This window comes from Roseibium limicola (assembly GCF_017313085.1).
Lineage (GTDB): Bacteria > Pseudomonadota > Alphaproteobacteria > Rhizobiales > Stappiaceae > Roseibium > Roseibium limicola.
Genome location: NZ_JAFLNF010000003.1, coordinates 472012 through 488861 on the forward strand (window position 1 = coordinate 472012; position 16850 = coordinate 488861).

Below are 16850 nucleotides of genomic sequence, written 5' to 3' on the forward strand. Positions count from 1 at the left end.
TGCCAGCCCGTCCAATAGCTTTCTTTGAGCTCTCGGCCATACCCGGTCGTGTGGGCCAGCAGATGGTAACGCGCATAGCCATCACGACAGGCTCGCCTTTCGCGAAAAGCTTCCCTACATAAGCAGAATGTCAACAACGTCCCTCCCGCCCCGGTTTGAAAATTGGTTTGCATCGCGCGGCTGGAGCCCGATGGCACACCAGATTGATCTTCTGGGAAAGCTTGAGGCGGGACAATCCACCTTGCTGATTGCCCCGACGGGTGCGGGCAAGACCCTCGCTGGCTTTCTGCCGAGCCTTGTGGAGTTGGACGCCCGCGGAAGACGAAAGCCGGGCAAAGCCGGACCGAGAAGCGTCCACACGCTGTACATCTCCCCGCTGAAAGCCCTGGCTGTCGACATTGCCCGAAACCTTGAAGCTCCTGTTTCAGAAATGGCGCTGGATGTGCGGCTGGAAACCCGGACTGGCGACACCCCCTCACACAAGCGACAACGCCAGAAGATCAACCCACCCGATATCCTGCTGACAACGCCAGAGCAGATTGCGCTTCTGTTGTCGGATCCGACCGCAGCAGATCTTTTTGCCGGACTGCGGACCATCATTCTCGACGAACTGCACGCCTTGGTGACGTCCAAGCGCGGGGATCTTCTGGCTCTGGGTCTGGCGCGGCTTCGCCGCCTGGCGCCAAACCTGCGTACCATCGGCCTTTCAGCGACGGTAGCCAATCCGGATGAGCTGCGCGCCTATCTGGTCGAGCAGCCCGACCCGAAATTGAGAGCCCTGGCAGAGCTGGTCGAGATCAAAGGCGGGGCCCAGCCAGACGTCGCCATCCTGCATTCTGAAGATCGGATCCCATGGTCCGGCCATTCCGCCCGCTACGCCCTTACAGAGATCTACCAGCTGATCAAGGCACATCGAGTCACGCTGCTTTTCGTCAACACACGCTCGCAAGCAGAAGCGGTGTTCCAGGACTTGTGGCGGATCAACGACGACACGTTGCCGATTGCCCTGCACCATGGCTCGCTGGATGTGGGGCAGCGACGGAAGGTAGAGACCGCAATGGCTTCAAGTGCCTTGCGCGCGGTCGTCGCTACCTCATCGCTCGATATGGGGATCGACTGGGGCGACATCGACCTGGTCGTCAACATCGGCGCCCCGAAAGGTGCGAGCCGATTGGCGCAGCGGATCGGCCGCGCCAACCACCGGATGGATGAGCCATCGAAAGCAGTCCTCGTTCCCGCCAACCGGTTTGAGGTGTTGGAGTGTCAGGCCGCACTGACTGCCTCGCTGCATGGCGATCAGGACACGCCGCCTTTGCGCAAGGGGGCACTGGATGTTCTGACACAGCACCTACTGGGACTGGCCTGTTCGGCCCCACTTGATCCAGACGCCACCTTCGACGAAATTCGTTCCTGCCAGACCTACCGCCAGCTGACGCGCGGGCAATTCGACCGCGCTCTCGACTTTGTCGCCACCGGTGGATATGCGCTCAGGGCCTATGATCGCTATGCGAAGCTGAAGGCAGGGCCGGACGGCTTGTTGCGGATCGCCAATCCGAAGATTGCTCAGCAATATCGTCTGAATGTCGGCACCATCGTCGAAGCACCAATGCTGAAGGTGCGGCTCATTCGATCCAAGGCCGCTGGCCGACGGGCTCCCATCGGCCGTGGTGGGCGGATGCTAGGCGAGATCGAGGAGTGGTTTGTCGAGCAGCTCAATCTTGGCGACACCTTCATCTTTGGTGGTGAAGTCGTCCGGTTTGAAGGCCTGCGCGAGAATGAAGCCTTCGTCTCACGCTCCAAGGCCGATACGCCGATGATTCCCTCCTATATGGGAGGCAAGTTTCCGCTCTCGACCTATCTGGCCGCCAGCGTGCGGCACATATTGGCGACAAAGGCGCTCTGGCCAGACTTGCCCGAGCAGGTTCGGGACTGGTTGAAGCTGCAGGACCAGAACTCCAGGCTGCCTGAAGAAAACGGTTTGCTTGTCGAGACATTCCCGCGCTCCAACAAGCATTACCTGGTCTGCTACCCTTTCGAGGGGCGTCTGGCGCATCAAACGCTCGGCATGCTTCTCACCAAGAGATTGGAGCGCCTGGGCGCCCGGCCAATGGGGTTCGTTGCCAACGACTATGCGCTGGCGATCTGGGGTCTGGGAGATCTTTCCCTAAGTTTTCAAACGGAACGGATCTCTCTGGACGAACTCTTCGACGAAGACATCCTGGGAGACGATCTGGATGCGTGGCTCGCCGGGTCAAGCCTGATGAAGCGGACCTTCCGAAATTGCGCCGTCATTTCCGGGCTAATTGAACGCCGGCATCCGGGCAAGGAAAAGAACGGTCGCCAGGTCACAGTCTCCTCTGACCTCATCTACGATGTCCTTCGGGCGCATGAACCAGGTCATTTGCTATTGGAAGCAACGTGGAACGACGCGGCGGAAGGACTTCTGGATATCTCCAGATTAGGCGAACTTCTTGCACGGATTAAGGGACGAATCACGCATACTCCCCTCACGAGGGTATCTCCTCTGGCGGTGCCGATCCTTCTTGAGATCGGCCGAGAACCGATCTACGGCGAGGCCATGGACAGTCTACTGGAAGAAGCGGCAGACGATCTTGTCATCGAGGCAACCGGTCAATGAATCTCCTGCCCAAGCACATGCGAGAATTCATGGTCGTGCCCGTGTGTCACGACATTCAGGTCAACGGACAAACGATTGGCCTGCATGAAAGCGGCATTCTCTGGTGGCCGGATGAGTCCACAATCATCATTGCCGATCTGCATTTCGAAAAGGGCTCGTCCTACGCCACGCGCGGCCAGATGCTTCCACCTTACGATACGATTGCCACATTGGAAAAGCTCGCAGGTGTCATGGACGCCTTCGATCCGGCGCGCGTCATCTGTCTTGGCGACAGCTTTCATGACAAGGAAGGTTCCGACCGACTACCGGCGACCTATCGTGCCATGCTCGCCACGCTACAGCTGAACCGGGAATGGATCTGGGTCACAGGCAATCATGACCCACTTCCCCCCGTCAGACTGTGTGGGGAAACAGTGGACGAAGTCACCATTGGTGGCCTGACGTTTCGTCATGAGCCAAGCGAAGACCCCGCAAGATCTGCTGGTGAAATCTGCGGCCATCTTCATCCGGCCGCAAAAGTCCGCCGCTATGGCCGGGCGATCCGTCGTGCCTGCTTCGTCACCGATGGAACACGGCTTATCCTACCAGCTTTCGGCGCTCTGACCGGTGGGCTGAATGTGATGGATGACGCCTTCTCACCACTGTTCGAGAAGCGCCGGTTCTCCGCCTTCTTGCTCGGCGACAACCGGCTGTATCCCTTCACCGCGTCCCGTCTCGTCAGCGATTGAAGCAGCTTTTCTTGAACTAAATTGAAACTCGCAACACGCGCTGCGGCGCGCAGATTTTCTGTGCTTAGTCCTTGCGGAAGATCACGCCTGCCAGCCAACCGGTGACCGTCGCCAGAATGACAGCCAGTACGCCGTAGACCAGTGGGTGGTGGCGCGCCAGGTTATAGGTGACTTGCTCGAAGCCAATCTTTGCCACAGCCAACTCTTGCTCGGTGCGCGACAGAAGAACCCCATCCTGAATCAGAAACCCCTGAATGCTGTATTTGCCCACCGGGATATTGGCTGGCAGCGGGACGGTTGTCCGGAACATGGTATTGGTCAGAAACTCGATGGACTCTGGCCGTTCGGCATAAAGCCCCTGCTCCGTCCGCAGCCGCAAGAACGCCTCGCGGAAATCATCGCGTTCTGACAAAGGAACATGAGAGCTACCGCTGACCGGAAGGTTGAGGTGGTTCAAACCGAGCGCATGCGCGTCGAGCAATTCCCGTCCTCCGAGCTCTCCAACCCGGCCAGTGCTGGCCAGCGAATAGAAGCTAGGAACGGCCACGAAAGTTTCGTAGTCGCGGTTCACCCAGACCCCTAGAAACCGACCTTTACGCCGGGTGGTGATCTGTTGATCCGGACCGACGACCTTGATGATGATGTCGTATCTCCCCGGACGCGACAACGTTTGCGGGTCCATCCCGATCTGCCCGAAAATGACGATCTCTGTCCCGGTGAAATTGGACTGGATCGAGACGACATCGGAAGACAGTGCCGTCACGAGTTCCTCTGCGCGGCCTTCGCCACCAAGCAGAAACAGCCCCAGCAGCAGGCCGAGGCACGGCTTCAACCAACGCGTCGACAGGCGAGTGCAAGCCGTCAAGACCCTGCTCCCCCCATGATCGCGATGGAATAGAAATCCGTCGGCGTCAGCAGAAGATCCACTGCAAACCGCAGCCCGACGAGCAAAACCAGCAATGCCAACAGAAGGCGCAGCTGATCTCCGCGCAAATTTTGGCCCATGCGGGCTCCGAATTGCGCGCCAATCACGCCGCCGATCATCAGCGTCAACGCAAGAACAATGTCGACGGTCTGGGTTCCGATGGAATGCAAGACAGTGGCTGTCGCCATGGTGAAGAGGATCTGCAGAAGCGATGTCCCGATCACCACATTGGTGGGAACCCGCAACAGATAAATCAGCGCTGGCACCATCATGAAGCCGCCGCCAATCCCCAGGATTGTGCCGAGGAAGCCGATGGTGGCGCCCAGAAACAGGACCGGGATCACGCTGACGTAGAGCTTCGACTGACGGAACCGCATCTTGAACGGCAGGCCGTGAATCCAGTTGTGCTGGCCTGGGCGCCGAATGCGTGCGGCCCCACCGCTGCGCCGCCGCCGCATGGCGCGCAGAGATTCAAACAGCATCAAAGTGCCGATGGTACCGAGGAATGTCACGTAGGACAGCGAGATCACCAGATCGAGCTGACCGAGATTCTGCAGCACTTCAAAAAGGAAAACGCCTACGATCGAACCGGAAATGCCGCCGACCAACAACATTGTGCCCAGTTTGAAATCAATGGCCTTTCGCCGCCAATAAGTCAGGACGGCCGAAGTAGACGAGGCCGTCACCTGAGTGGTGACCGTGGCCACCGCGACGGCTGGCGGGATACCAGAGAAAATCAGCAAGGGCGTCAACAGGAAGCCGCCGCCAATGCCGAACAGCCCGGACAAGAACCCCACGGCTCCACCCATGCCAAATATCATGAAGATATTGACCGGTATTTCGGCGATGGGAAGATACAGTTGCACGGTAGACAGCAGACCTTGGAAGCGCCCGGAAGGCTAATTTACATCGGCACGGTTAAATCTTCTCGAAAAAAGCACGTCAATGCCCAACAAGCAAAGAAACAGTCCCCAAAACGAGATCAGGCACGCCTTCTTTATCAGGCGTGCCTTCATGATCACAGATGCGCTGATTTCCTAGGCATCCCGGCGTTCCAGTGCTTTCAAAAGATCGGCATCCGCTTCGCCTGTCTCGCTGCTGCCACTGTTGCGCTGGAAAGCCCGAATGGCAGTGCGTGTCCTCGGGCCGATTGCGCCATCCGGCTCTCCGGCCTCATAGCCCAGGCGGTTCAGATGAAACTGAACCTGCTTAACTAATGAGGTGTAGTCGGTGACATCATCCATCAGCGTCGATGCGTCTGTCGAGAAGCCAGTGCTTTCCGCCCAGGCCGGGTCCGGGATCACCTTGTTGGCGTTTTCGGCAGGCGTCTTCAGAGCAAAGTTCTCGACCGCCAGTCGTGCATTGGCCAGGTTTTCCTGGTCCAGCATGTTGGCGATCTCATCCCGCTTCTGTGCCGCATCCTGGTCACCCTGTTCTGCAGCGACCGCGAACCATTTGTAGCTGGCCACAAGATCCTTTTCGACGCCAAGGCCGCGAGCATAGAGGATACCCAAGTTGAAGAGGCTGTCCTTGATGCCGTAGTTGGCGGCAAGCTCGAACCATTTTGCCGCTTGGGCAAAGTCCGGTGTGCCTTCGACGCCTTCAGCATACAAAACCGCAAGATTATGCATCGACTTGGCGTTCCCGGCTTCGGCGGCCTTGGTATACCAATCGCGTGCCTTGATCCGGTTGCGTTCAGTGCCGCGACCTTTTTCATAGAGACTGGCGAGACGGTACTGTGCGGGGGCCAGGCCTTGCTCTGCAGACCTTTGATACCACTTGGCTGCTTCTTCCAGATTGGCTGGAACGCCCTGACCTTCAGTGTATTTAACACCGACGAGGAAAGCGGCCGCGGCATCACCGCGTGCAGCTGCCGTGCGCAGGGCGACAGAACCAAGTTCAGCTGGAGGGAGCGGTGTGCTCAGGTTGACCGGGCTGCTCTGCTGCGTGGTCTGAGAGAAACTGCCGGCGGGCACAGGCTCGGCTTCGCCAATTGCCTGAGGCGCGTTGGGGGTGGCGAATGCGAGATCGCTTCCAGCTTGAGCTGCAGGGGCATCTTCCATTTCCCGAGCGAGCTCCGGTTCGGAGGCAACATCCATATTTGCCATCTCGGAAGACGATCCGACCTCAGGGGCCTCAGCAATCTCAGCGTCGAGACCATCTGGCTCAACAATAGGTTCCAGCGGCACCTGAACCCGCTTGGGTAGGGCGGCGGTATTCGTTTCAGCGGTCGAGAGCGGGGTGCCCTGCTCATTAAGGCCGGACGCATTCGAGCCGACAACGCCCATCTGATCTTCCATTGCCGGCACATCGGTTGCCGCAACATCCTGAGAAGATGGCATCACCATTCGAGCGATCTGCAAAGTACCCAGAGCCAGAACCACAGCAGCCGCCGCAAACATCAGGGCTCTGCGACGTCCTTTGCCGCCCTCGGATCCACTCTGCTCATCGTCCAGAACCGAAACTCTTTCGCGCATATGCAGTTCATTGTCTGCATTCCCGGTTTCCGACTTTCCTGCATAAAGACTGCCGGATGGACGCGCATCCAGATCGTCCTGCACCGCCGTGCCGGCCTCAGTGTCCTTTTCGCCGCGCTTCAAAGTGTTGCGGAGCCAATTTCCACGGGCTTCTCCACGCTCGGGCGCTGACGCCGCCACCGGCGTCTCAATGGCTTCCTTGGCTGCTTTTCGTGCCGGCTTGGCCGCTTTGACCTTGGCCGGAGCCTCCTTGCGCGATTGTTGCTCAAGCTGGGCTGCCTCCTCAGAGGCCGCTTGTGCGGCGCGCCGGGCAGCAGCAATGAAATCGGCTTTGCGATCCCGCACCCGTTCGCCGGGTCGGTCATCCTTACCGGTCGTAACTGGTGCTGTCGGCTTGGCACCTGCAGCATCCGGCTCGCGCTTCAAAAACGCCCCCATGCGCCCTGCTGCTGCAACCGATGAGGCGCCAGAGACGGGGCCGTCCGTTTTTTCCAAATGCTCCAATCGGTCAGTCAGGGCAGAGAGAACCGACTGCACACCATCGAAAGTGTTGCGAGTGCGTTCCTCTGACCCTTGAGCCGCCTGAAGAAGTTTACGGAGATCTCCCTGCAAACCTTCGATGGCGTCGTCATATTCGGTCGAACGTGTCTGAGGCTGACCGGCGACCACGCCCTCGGCAACTTCGCGAGCCGCCTTTTTCGCCATCACGACCACATCATCGCGCGTGGCCTTGAGATTATCCTCGATGCGCGCCAGCGCCGAGGAAATACGTGCGGTATCCTCATCGCGTTCAGCAGAGTTTTCGAGGTGCTCAGCCAGCTGTGCAACCTTGGCTCCCAACTGGTCCAGACGGCTATCGTCAAGCTGGCCACGGTCTGCGGCAAGGGTCTCGGCCAGTTCGGCGATCCGCTGCTCCAGCTTTTCCGTCTGCGGGGGCGCCGAGAAGGACGCCCGCATCTCGCCGATTTCCTTGCGCAGCAAATCGAGGTCCGCCGTCGTGACTGAATCGGCAGGCTGTGAAAGTTGCTCCGACAAATCTCCAATGCGTTTCTGCAGGTCGCCCAGCAGACGCAGGTTGTCATCGGACAGGCTGGCCGACTTACTGGCGCTGGCGTCAAGCACCGGAACCGGACGGTTCGAGCGTTTCTCGATCAAATCGATCTTGCTGGAGATCTTTTCCAGCTTACGCTCCAGGGCAGACATGGCCTCGGAGCTTGCTTCAGCGCTCTGTGGCTTCGGCGTGTTGCGTTCCATCCGCTCAAGACGGCCAGCGATCTCGTCAAACCGGGCGCTCTCCGGCGGCGTACGGTCTTCCGATAGCATGCCGACGATATCTTCCAGGCGCCCCTGAAGACGACCAAGCATTTCCGCGTCCGGAAGGCGTTCTTCCATCGCGGCGATACGGGTGTTCATTCCACGCTGCTCGCGTGCAAGGGTTTCCAGCTCATCCAACCGGCTGGAAACGAAGCGCAACCGATTGTCGATGCTTTCGACAAGATCAGTGAAATCAATCTTGGTGACGACGGCCCGCAGATCCTGCAGCTCCATCTTCAAAGGTTCGATGTCAGTCGGGCGGTGGCTGGTGATCAGATCCTCGACCCGCTCGGAGATGTCGCCGATACGGTCTTCAAGGCTCTGCATATGCTCGCCGCGCGGCAGCACGGCAAAGGCGTCTTCAATTTCGTTCAACCGCGTGGTGATGCCATGCAACACGCGCGGATCGACTGCACCGCGATTAAGCTCATCCAGACGCTGAAGAATATGCGCATATCCATGCTCAAGGCTCTTCAGAGCGCCGTCCACATTGCTGCGTCCGAGAAGCGCCTTTACTTCAGACACTTCCTTCTGCATTTCCCTCAGCTGGCTGTCGTCCTGTCGATCAGCGCGCAAACGCTCAACCATCTCGGACAGATGCCGCAATTCGGAATTGTGGCGAGAGGAGCGCTCCTGGTTGCCTGCGGCATAACCGGAGATCGCGTCGCGCAACGAGCCGAGCCCTTCCCGCATCGCCATCATCGTCTCTTCTTGCGGCTTGCGCAGGGAATCAATACGGCGGCTCAAATCGCGATAGGATCGCGGTGACATATTCCCCGCGGTGTCACCCTCATGGGCACGTCCGTACAGTCGTGTGCTCGACGACTGGCCCATACTGGTCTTTGAACTCAGGCGCTCGCGCAGTGCCGGGCGTCCAGCGACAGGGCGTTCGTCTTCATAACCGCGGTAGCTATCATCATCGTCGTAGTCATCAAAGGCGTCAGTTTCAGCCTCAGAGGAATCGGCTGCATCTTCAAAAGCCTCGGGCGCAAAATCCTGCTCCGGCAGCCTCGCCTCTTCCGCTTCGGTTTCCGACAGACGTGCAACCTTCGCATCAAGACGCTCAAGAGCGCCCATGACTTCTTCCAAACGCTTGCTGCCCTGAGCAGGCGCATTGGCCGACTTGGGACTGGCGGCAGCCTTTCGTGGCGAGCGCCCATCCGATGTCGCAGACCGAGCATGGCTAGACGCGGCACCTTCGGATACGACTTCCTTCGAGGCACGCTTGGCAAGGCTCTGGCGCTCGCTGAGCAGCCGATCGAGTTCGTCGGCGACAGCCTCCAGATCTTGTTCCGGATCCGTGTCATAGGGCGCTTCGGAGTTTTCTTGCAAGGATGTGGCGGTGCGAGTCAGACGGTCAATACGGCGCTGGGCCTGAACTCTAGACTTTTCCTGGCGGGCATCTGTATCGCGTTCCGGCATATCGAGGTTTTCCTCATACTCGCCAGCAGAAGGATGACGGGAAGAATATCGACCGCGGCCTTCTGCATCACGGTTTTTCCAAGCAGGCATTTGCAAACCCTGAGCTGACGATCTTTCTGATCGCAAACGAATGTTTGAGCCGCCCGGAACCAACACAGTAAAATCACCCAGGGCAGCAGTTGCCAAAGCTTTGTCCGTTTAGGGTAAACAGCGCGTTAATCGGAATCGCGGTCTGCGAATACGCTAACGATTTGTCAGGCATAACTGCTCAGAAGAGCGGGCCTATCGGCGCCGAAAATTAACGATTTTCGACACGTGAACACCCCAGCGGCTAGACGGTGACGTACGCGTAAGCTAAAACCCGCGAGAACACGTTTAAAACGATACGAAATTCAGCGGCGGTCATGTGATTTATCCATGAAACCAGCCGCGTTCCGGCCTTATGTGCCTCGAAAGAAATGATATGAGTGAAGCCCTATCCATCCTGAATGAATCTGATCTGGCCGATAGCCTCGATCCGCGTGATGAAGGCAGCAAAAAGCCGTTTTTCACCATCGGCGAGCTGGCCAAGGAATTTGAATGCACGTTGCGTACCCTGCGCTTTTATGAAGACAAGGGACTGATCAATCCCAAGCGCGATGGCATGAACCGGGTCTATTCCCGCCGCGATCGTGCCCGCTTGAAACTGGTTCTCATGGGCAAACGCGTCGGCTTCTCATTGGCCGAAATCCGCGACATGCTCGACCTTTATGACCTTCGCGATGGTCAGGTGACCCAACTTCGTGTGGCGCTTAATCGCTTCAATGAGCAGATCGATGTTCTGGAAAAACAGCGGACCGATATCGAACAAGCAATCGGCGAACTCTCGCGGACCGTATCGGTGGTTTCTGGCATGCTTCGGCAGAAGGAAACCGAGGAAGCCGAGACCAACGAGCTGATGAACGCAGCCAGCTCACTCGACTAACTGTTTGCGGTTCAGTTATTAACTTTTGAACGGGCGGCCCAGGCTGCCCGTTTTTTATTTTCGCGTGCGGTGTGCTGGCGATCAATTCTCAAAAACCAGCATCCGCGAAAAGTCGAATATCACTGAAAAATCGGCCCCTCACATTCTAAAATCGGGCAAATAGTCTGCATTTTCGACCCGTTTTCCATCAAAAAGGCTCATTTTTCCGCTCACCTTCCCCAAGGAGACCACTTGTCGCCTCTTCCTGGTCAGCGTATATAGCTCACAAGGTGACGTTTACGGAAACGTCATGCATAAACGCTCCAGCGGCTATTCTGGGAGGAATTCATGCCGAGTTATCGCGCCCCTGTAGAAGACACCCTCTTTCTTCTCAACGATGTGCTCGACTATGCGAGCTACTCCGATCTGCCTGGCTTTGCGGATGCCTCCCCTGATCTGGTTGAGGCGATTCTGACGGAAGGCGGCAAGTTCGCCGAAGAGGTCATTCAACCCTTGAACCTCTCTGGAGATCAGGAAGGTTGCAAACGCAACAGCGACGGCTCTGTCACTCCGCCCAAAGGCTTCAAACTGGCCTATGAAGCCTTCTGTGAGGCTGGCTGGGGAACGCTTTCTGCGGATCCGGACTTCGGCGGTCAGGGGTTGCCGCATACCCTGGCGACCGCTCTCAACGAATATGTTTCCTCCGCCAACATGGCTTTTGCCATGTATCCCGGCCTGACCGCAGGCGCCATTGCCGCCTTGACGCTACATGGTACGGATGAGCAGAAGCAGACCTATCTGCCGAAAATGATCGCTGGCACCTGGACCGGCACGATGAACCTGACCGAGCCTCATTGCGGCACGGATCTGGGCCTCTTGCGCTCCAAGGCAGTGCCGCAGGGCGATGGCAGCTTCAAGATTTCAGGCACGAAGATCTTCATCTCCGCCGGTGAGCACGACATGGTCGAGAACATCGTGCACCTGGTTCTGGCACGCATCGAAGGCGCACCCGAAGGCACGAAAGGTATTTCGCTCTTTGTCGTTCCAAAGCGCAAACTAGATGCAGATGGAAACCCCGGCGAGGAAAACGGCGTCTCCTGCGGCTCGCTGGAACACAAGATGGGCATCCACGGCAACGCAACTTGCGTCATGAACTATGACGAAGCAGTTGGCTGGCTTGTCGGAGATGAACACAAGGGCCTGCGTGCCATGTTCACGATGATGAACGAAGCGCGCCTGGGGGTGGCTGTACAGGGGCTGTCCCAGTCTGAGGTCGCCTATCAAAACGCAGTTGCCTATGCGAAAGACCGCCTGCAAGGACGCGCCCTGTCCGGAGCAAAAGCGCCGGAAAAGGCCGCCGACCCGATTATCGTCCATCCAGACATTCGCCGGATCCTGATGCAGATCCGGGCCTTCAATGAAGGCGCACGGGCACTCGTCCTTTGGACTGCACTGCATGGTGACATTGCCCATCGGTCCCCTGACGAGAAGACCCGTCAGAACTCCGAGGACATGATGGGCCTGATGACACCGGTGCTGAAGGGCGTTCTCACCGACACAGGCTTTGCCAATGCCGTCAACGCCCAGCAAGTCTTTGGCGGACACGGCTACATTGCCGAGTGGGGCATGGACCAGTTCGTTCGCGATGCCCGTATCGCGATGATCTACGAGGGCGCCAACGGCATTCAGGCACTTGACCTGGTTGGCCGCAAGCTTCCCGCCAATGGTGGCCGGGCCGTGATGGCGTTCTTTGAGGAAATGAAAGCCTTCGGCAAAGCCAATAAGGACGATGAAGCGCTGGCTCCGTTCATCCAACCGTTGAAGCAGGGCGCCGATCACCTGCAGCAGGCCACCATGTGGTTCATGCAGAACGCCATGAAGCAGCCGGATAATGCCGGCGCCGGTTCCACCGATTACATGCATCTCTTCGGCCTGGTGGCCATGGGATACATGTGGGCGAAAATTGCCAAGGCCACTCATGCAAAACTCGCCAACGGCGATGCCGCAAACACGGAAGAACTGAAGGCCAAACTTGCGTTCGGGACCTTCTACATGGAGCGCATGATGCCAGAGACCGCGGCACACCTGGCCCGGATTTCATCCGGTTGCGACACCATGATGTCCGTGGATGCCGATCTGTTTTGATGATGCACCAGGCACAGCCTTTTTTTCGTGAGGCTGTGTCACTCCCGGCTCGGCGGGCGTGCGACTTCGGGCTAAGGTCCGGTTTCAAATACCGCTTCACGAGGAGAGATCAAACCATGAGCGATTATATTCTTCACTGCTTTGCCCAATCCGGGAACGCCTACAAAGCGGCCCTGATGCTGGAGCTGTCCGGAGCCGACTGGAAGCCGGAGTGGGTCGACTTCTTCAACGGAGCAACACGGCAGGAAGGCTTTCGCGAAGGTGTGAACGAAATGGGCGAAATCCCGGTTCTCGTTCATGGAGACCTGCGGCTCAGCCAATCCGGGGTCATTCTCGACTATCTGGTCGAAACACTCGGCACCTTTGGCTGGGAGACGGAAGCAGAACGGCGTGAGATCCTGCGCTGGATCCTCTTCGATAATCACAAATTGACCGGCTACACGGCAACGCTGCGTTTTCTGCGTTTCATTGCCAAGACCGGAGAAACAGACGTTGTGAAGTGGCTCGAAACGCGCGCAACCGCCGCCTACGCCATTCTCAACAAGCACTTGGACGGTCGCGAGTTCGTTGTCGGTAACAAGCCGACAATCGCCGACCTTTCGTTATGCGGCTACCTGTATTGGCCGGACGAAATCGGCATCGACCTGAGTCCCTATACGAACATCACGCGCTGGCTGGAAACCCTCAAGGCCCTTCCAGGCTGGCAACACCCATATGATCTCATGCCCGGACACCCCTTGCCCTGCGCGTGAGCGAATAAACGACCTAGAGGAGGACCCCATGCCGGAAGCCTATATCTACGATCATGTGCGCACCCCGCGCGGCCGCGGCAAAAAAGACGGAGCCCTGCACGAAGTGCCGGCGGTTCGTCTGGCAGCAACCGCTCTGGAAGTCATCCGGGATCGCAACGGCCTCGACACGACACGTGTCGACGATGTGGTTCTGGGCTGCGTGGATCCGGTTGGCGAAGCCGGTGGCGACATCGGCCGGGCGGCTGTGTTTGCCGCTGGTTACGACAAGTCCGTGCCCGGCATGCAGATCAATCGCTTCTGCGCTTCCGGCCTAGATGCGGTCAACATGGGCGCTGCGCAGGTCATGTCCGGTCAGCACAAGCTGGTGATCGCCGGTGGCGTGGAAAGCATGAGCCGCGTCGGCCTTGGCGCCTCCGGTGGTGCCTGGCCCATCGAGCCACAGGTGGCCCTCCCCTCCTACTTCATGCCGCAGGGCGTCTCCGCCGACCTGATCGCCACGAAGTATGGCTTCAACCGCGACCAATGTGATGGCTATGCGGTTGAAAGTCAGAAACGTGCCGCCAAGTCCTGGGAAGAGGGCCGATTCAAGAACTCCGTGGTGCCGGTGAAAGACATCAATGGCATCACCATCCTCGCTCGTGACGAGCACATGCGCCCGGAAACGGACATGCAGTCCTTGGCCTCGCTCAATCCTTCCTTCGCCATTATGGGCGCAATGGGCGGCTTTGACGGGGTGGCCATCCAGGCGCACCCGGAAGTGGAAGCCGTGAAGCATGTGCATCACGCCGGCAACTCTTCCGGCATCGTCGATGGCGCCTCGGCAGTGCTGATCGGATCACGTACAGCGGGCCGGTCTGCCGGACTGAAACCGCGTGCCCGCATCAAGGCCTTCGCCAATATCGGATCTGATCCGGCACTGATGCTGACAGGACCTGTTGATGTCACCGAGAAGCTTTTGAAGAACGCCCGCATGGAGATGAAGGACCTTGATCTCATCGAGATCAACGAGGCTTTTGCATCGGTCGTTCTGCGCTACCAGCAAGCGTTTGATCTGGATCCGGCCATCGTCAACGTCAATGGCGGCGCCATTGCCATGGGCCACCCGCTAGGCGCAACAGGTGCGATGATCCTCGGCACGGTGCTCGACGAACTGGAACGCCGCGACCTCAACACCGCGATCGTAACGCTGTGCATCGGCGCCGGCATGGGCACTGCCACCATCATCGAGCGCGTTTGATTAGAACAAGCGGAGGAGCAAGACAAATGACCTACACAAATTTCAAAGTCGAGACCGACGCTGACGGCATTGCCCTGATCACCTGGGACATGCCGGAAAAGTCGATGAATGTTATCGACCTCTCTGTGATGGAAGAGCTGGACAAGATCGTCGACCAGGTGGTCGCGGATGATGCGATCAAAGGTGCTGTCATCACATCCGGCAAGCCAGCCTTTTCCGGTGGCGCCGATCTGACCATGCTGGAAGGCCTGTTGCAGGACTTCCACAAGCAGCGCAACACCAATCCTGAAGCTGCTGCCAGGGCTCTGTTTGACGGATCGCGCAGACTGTCGCTGATCTACCGCAAGCTTGAGACATGCGGAAAGCCATTTGTTGCCGCCCTGTCCGGCGCCTGCATGGGGGGCGGCACCGAACTGGCCCTTGCCTGCCATGCGCGCATTGCTGCGAGCGACGGTAACCTGAAGATGGGCTTGCCTGAAGTGAAGGTCGGGCTGTTCCCCGGCGCCGGTGGCACCCAGCGTGTCATGCGCATGGCCGACGGCCAGCAGGGACTGCAATTTCTGCTGCAGGGCCGCACATTGGATGCAGCCAAAGCGAAGGCGATGAAGCTCATCGATGACACTGCAGCACCAAAGAAACTGATCGAGACAGCAAAACGGCTGCTGAAATCAGGCGACGTTGACCCTGTGAAGGAGTGGGACAAGAAGGGCTACAAGCTGCCCAACGGCAAGGTCTACTCCCCCGCCGGATTCCAGTTCTGGCCCGCCGCCAATGCCATTTATCGACGTGAGACTTTCGACAATTATCCCGGTCCCCGCTACATGATGCATGCGGTCGTGGAAGGCCTCCAATTGCCGATGGACCTCGCACTGCAAGTGGAAAGCCGCTACTTCGCCAAGGTTCTCCAGACGCCAGAAGCAGCCAACATGATCCGCACGCTGTTCGTCTCCATGCAGGAGCTGAACAAGTTGGCACGCCGCCCGGCAGATCAGCGTCCGAACAAGATCAAGAAGCTCGGCGTGCTCGGCGCAGGCTTCATGGGCGCGGGCATTGCCTTCGTTTCGGCCAAGGCCGGGATCCAGGTCGTGCTCATCGACCGGGATCAGGCTGCTGCCGACAAGGGCAAGAGCCACTCCGACGAGCTGATGAGCAAGGCCATCAAGCGCGGACACGCGACTGATGACGACAAGGCAAAGCTGCTCGAGAAGATCACCGCGACTACGGACTATGACGCATTGGCCGATTGCGATCTGGTGATTGAGGCTGTGTTCGAGGACCGGGAGATCAAGCGTCAGGTCACCGAGCAAGCTGAAGCCGCCATGAAGTCTCGCGCCATCTACGCCTCCAACACGTCCACGCTGCCGATCACCTCGCTGGCCGAAGCGTCCACCCGACCGAAGAACTTCATCGGCATTCACTTCTTCTCACCCGTCGATCGGATGATGCTGGTGGAGGTGATTGTCGGCAAGAAGACCTCAGATCGGGCCCTTGCGATGGCGCTCGACTACATCAAGGCCATCAAGAAGACGCCAATTGTGGTCAACGACTCGCGCGGCTTCTACACCTCGCGCGTTGTCATGACCTACATCCGCGAAGGTCTGATGATGCTGGCGGACGGTGTGCCGGCCGCGATGGTGGAAAATGCCGGCAAGATGGCCGGAATGCCGGTCGGCCCGCTCTCCCTCGGTGACGAGGTCGCCCTGGATCTGGCCTGGAAGATCGTATCGGCAACGCGCAAGGATCTTGGCGTGAAATACGTCGAGGGACCACTGGACAACATTCTGGAAGAGATGGTGGTCAAACACGAGCGTTTTGGGCGCAAGAACGCCAAGGGCTTCTATGATTACAAGGGCAAGGAAAAGACACTCTGGCCTGGCATTCCGGATGTTGTCGGTCAGCCGAAGTCAGCAGACAGCTTCCATGTCGAGGAACTCCAGCAGCGTCTCTTGGTCATGCAAGCGCTTGAAACCGCTCGCATCTTTGAGGAAAAGTGCCTGACCGATGTGCGCGAGGCGGATGTCGGCTCAATCCTCGGGTTCGGCTTTGCCCCTTACTCGGGCGGCACACTTTCCTACATCGACACCATGGGAACGGCTGCGTTCGTCGAGCTTTGCAAGAAGTTCACCCGCAAGTGGGGACCGCGCTTCAAGCCCAACAAGTTGCTGCGCGAAATGGCCAAGGAAGGAGAAACCTTCTATGGCAAGTTCCCACCGCAGCCGAAGGCAGGAAACAGTGAAGACGCTGAAGCTGCCTAGTGCCTTCAAACTGA

10 protein-coding genes are annotated in these 16850 nt (G+C 58.4%); 7 read left to right on the forward strand and 3 right to left on the reverse strand.

Going from position 1 to position 16850, the window contains the following annotated elements; all coding sequences use genetic code 11:
- The first annotated feature begins 127 nt into the window (after positions 1-127).
- Together J0X15_RS09345 and pdeM are read left to right on the forward strand one after the other, a co-directional pair.
- Positions 128-2638, forward strand: a complete 2511-nt coding sequence (locus J0X15_RS09345; RefSeq protein WP_206939979.1) for a ligase-associated DNA damage response DEXH box helicase — start codon at positions 128-130, stop codon at positions 2636-2638.
- Complete coding sequence (gene pdeM / locus J0X15_RS09350) at positions 2635-3366, forward strand: ligase-associated DNA damage response endonuclease PdeM (protein WP_206939981.1); 732 nt, start codon at positions 2635-2637, stop codon at positions 3364-3366. Before J0X15_RS09345 ends, pdeM begins: the two co-directional genes overlap by 4 nt.
- 64 nt (positions 3367-3430) lie before the next feature.
- Here the strand turns inward: pdeM and J0X15_RS09355 are convergent, their stop codons facing one another.
- From J0X15_RS09355 to J0X15_RS09365, 3 genes are all read right to left on the reverse strand, one after another.
- Entirely contained in the window at positions 3431-4231 is an 801-nt protein-coding gene (locus J0X15_RS09355; protein ID WP_209015202.1) for a TIGR02186 family protein, read from the reverse strand.
- Complete coding sequence (locus J0X15_RS09360; protein ID WP_206939983.1) at positions 4228-5157, reverse strand: sulfite exporter TauE/SafE family protein; 930 nt, start codon at positions 5155-5157, stop codon at positions 4228-4230. The genes J0X15_RS09355 and J0X15_RS09360 overlap by 4 nt, the downstream gene beginning before the upstream one ends.
- Positions 5158-5328: 171 nt before the next feature.
- Positions 5329-9594 (reverse strand): peptidoglycan-binding protein, encoded by a 4266-nt coding sequence (locus J0X15_RS09365; protein WP_206939984.1) that lies wholly within the window; start codon positions 9592-9594, stop codon positions 5329-5331.
- 373 nt (positions 9595-9967) lie between these two features.
- Here J0X15_RS09365 and J0X15_RS09370 point away from each other — a divergent pair, with 373 nt between their 5' ends.
- From J0X15_RS09370 to J0X15_RS09390, 5 genes are all read left to right on the forward strand, one after another.
- Positions 9968-10468, forward strand: a complete 501-nt coding sequence (locus tag J0X15_RS09370) for a MerR family transcriptional regulator (RefSeq protein ID WP_206939986.1) — start codon at positions 9968-9970, stop codon at positions 10466-10468.
- A 327-nt stretch (positions 10469-10795) separates the two neighbouring features.
- Positions 10796-12592: an acyl-CoA dehydrogenase C-terminal domain-containing protein gene (locus J0X15_RS09375; protein WP_206939988.1), complete on the forward strand. Its 1797-nt coding sequence runs from the start codon at positions 10796-10798 to the stop codon at positions 12590-12592.
- A gap of 116 nt (positions 12593-12708) precedes the next feature.
- Positions 12709-13344 (forward strand): glutathione S-transferase family protein, encoded by a 636-nt coding sequence (locus J0X15_RS09380; RefSeq protein ID WP_206939991.1) that lies wholly within the window; start codon positions 12709-12711, stop codon positions 13342-13344.
- Between the two features lie 28 nt (positions 13345-13372).
- Positions 13373-14581 carry an acetyl-CoA C-acetyltransferase gene (locus J0X15_RS09385; RefSeq protein WP_206939993.1) on the forward strand — a complete coding sequence of 403 codons (1209 nt, stop codon included), beginning with the start codon at positions 13373-13375 and terminating at the stop codon, positions 14579-14581.
- Between the two features lie 26 nt (positions 14582-14607).
- On the forward strand, positions 14608-16836 hold the full coding sequence (locus J0X15_RS09390) for a 3-hydroxyacyl-CoA dehydrogenase NAD-binding domain-containing protein (RefSeq protein WP_206939995.1): 2229 nt from the start codon (positions 14608-14610) through the stop codon (positions 16834-16836).
- Positions 16837-16850 lie beyond the last annotated feature (14 nt).

Excerpts from the sequence above, each read along its gene's own strand:
- J0X15_RS09375 (WP_206939988.1), top strand. The coding sequence starts at position 10,796 with ATGCCGAGTTATCGCGCCCCTGTAGAAGACACCCTCTTTCTTCTCAAC.
- J0X15_RS09365 (WP_206939984.1), bottom strand. The coding sequence starts at position 9,594 with ATGCCTGCTTGGAAAAACCGTGATGCAGAAGGCCGCGGTCGATATTCT.
- pdeM (WP_206939981.1), top strand. The coding sequence starts at position 2,635 with ATGAATCTCCTGCCCAAGCACATGCGAGAATTCATGGTCGTGCCCGTG.
- J0X15_RS09370 (WP_206939986.1), top strand. The coding sequence starts at position 9,968 with ATGAGTGAAGCCCTATCCATCCTGAATGAATCTGATCTGGCCGATAGC.
- J0X15_RS09345 (WP_206939979.1), top strand. The coding sequence starts at position 128 with ATGTCAACAACGTCCCTCCCGCCCCGGTTTGAAAATTGGTTTGCATCG.
- J0X15_RS09380 (WP_206939991.1), top strand. The coding sequence starts at position 12,709 with ATGAGCGATTATATTCTTCACTGCTTTGCCCAATCCGGGAACGCCTAC.
- J0X15_RS09390 (WP_206939995.1), top strand. The coding sequence starts at position 14,608 with ATGACCTACACAAATTTCAAAGTCGAGACCGACGCTGACGGCATTGCC.
- J0X15_RS09385 (WP_206939993.1), top strand. The coding sequence starts at position 13,373 with ATGCCGGAAGCCTATATCTACGATCATGTGCGCACCCCGCGCGGCCGC.